At 53.7% G+C, this 1772-nt stretch carries 1 protein-coding gene; it reads left to right on the plus strand.

Annotation, left to right across the window (positions count from 1 at the left end; translation table 11 throughout):
* The first annotated feature begins 98 nt into the window (after positions 1 to 98).
* Positions 99 to 1529 carry an IS1182 family transposase gene (locus M1B34_RS30535; RefSeq protein ID WP_268267062.1) on the plus strand — a complete coding sequence of 477 codons (1431 nt, stop codon included), beginning with the start codon at positions 99 to 101 and terminating at the stop codon, positions 1527 to 1529.
* Positions 1530 to 1772: the final 243 nt, after the last annotated feature.

The following is a 1772-nucleotide window of genomic DNA, read 5'->3' on the forward strand; positions in this document are numbered from 1 at the left end:
TAACAGATGATCATAGATGGCAGCTATCGGCCAGAGTGTGTAAAAACGCCCGGACAAACCTTGCTAAGATTCTGAGAATTTCATCGCAAGGGAAACCCATGAAACGGTTTATCCAGGGTGAACACCGAGCTCAAAGCACCTTACTTCCCGAAAGCCTCGACGACTATGTCAGCGATACCAATCCGGTACGCGTGGTTGACGTTTTCGTCGATGAACTCAACCTGGCCAAGCTGGGTTTTGATGGCGTCATTCCAGCCGAAACCGGCAGACCTGCATACCACCCTGCGATCCTGCTGAAGATCTATATCTACGGTTACCTCAACCGCATTCAGTCGAGCCGACGCCTTGAGCGAGAAGCCCAGCGCAACGTCGAGCTGATGTGGTTAACCGGGCGTTTGATGCCCGACTTCAAAACCATCGCCAACTTCCGAAAAGACAACAGCAAAGGCATTCGTGGGGTCTGCCGCCAGTTCGTTGTGCTGTGCCAGCAGTTGGGGCTTTTCGAGGAAAACCTGATCGCCATCGACGGCAGTAAATTCAAGGCGGTGAACAATCGTGACCGCAACTTCACCAGCGCCAAACTGAAGCGGCGAATGGAAGAAATTGAGTCGAGCATCAACCGTTACCTGACTGCGCTTGATGCGGCTGATCGGAAGGTTCCAACTGCCTCCGAGCTAGATGCCACGCGTCTGGAAGAGAAAATCGCGAAACTTAAAACTCAAATGAAAGAGCTTCTGGTGATCGAGGTTCAGCTCAACGAATCCCCTGACAAACAGGTCTCACTGACCGATCCTGACGCCCGTTCGATGAAGACACGCGGCAACGGAATCGTCGGCTACAACGTGCAAACAGCGGTCGATACCCAGCACCATTTGATCGTGGCTCACGAGGTCACCAATGCTGGTTCTGACCGAGACCAACTCAGCTCGATGGCGAAGCAGGCTCGGGAAGCGATGGCTTCAGAAACGCTATCGGTAGTAGCTGACCGAGGCTACTTCAAGGGCGAGGAAATCCTTGCCTGTCACGACGCAAACATCACCGCCTATGTACCAAAGCCAATGACCTCAAGTGCCAAGGCGGAAGGACGATTCAACAAAGATGCCTTCATTTATGACCCGACGAAAAACGAATATGTCTGCCCGGCGGGAGAAGCGCTGATCTTGCGCTTCTCAAGCGTTGAAAAAGGCATGAATATGCACTGTTACTGGAGTTCACGTTGCCAGAGTTGCGCGCTAAAACCCCAGTGCACACCGAGTACGGAGCGGCGAGTCCGTCGCTGGGAACACGAGGCCGTGCTGGAGGACATGCAGCGTCGAATGAACCACGCACCTGACATGATGCGAGTTCGAAAAAGGACTGTTGAGCATCCCTTCGGGACGCTCAAACAATGGATGGGCTCGACGCACTTCCTGACTCGTAAGTTGGTCGGAGTCAGCGCGGAGATGAGCCTCAACGTGCTCGCCTACAACATGAAACGAGTCATGAAAATCATCGGTACAGAAGGCTTGCTGAAGGCGATGGCGGCGTAAAAGCCCCAGCTTTTGCTGCTCCAAGAGGCGCTAAAGCGCTTCATAAACACTTTGCAGCGCTACCGGTGCTAATCATGGCAAATGTTTAGGTAATCGCCTCGCCCAAGAGCGCTAGGCTTAGGCATCCCAGATACGAAAGTGTTTTTACACACTCTGGGCCAACCAACTGCCCGCTCGGGGAACGTCTCCCTAAGAGCAGAGACAGCTCGCCCATCGCGAAACCATCGGCCGCAGCCGGCATCA

This window comes from Pseudomonas morbosilactucae (assembly GCF_023241715.1).
In the GTDB taxonomy this organism is placed as follows: Bacteria; Pseudomonadota; Gammaproteobacteria; order Pseudomonadales; family Pseudomonadaceae; genus Aquipseudomonas; species Aquipseudomonas morbosilactucae.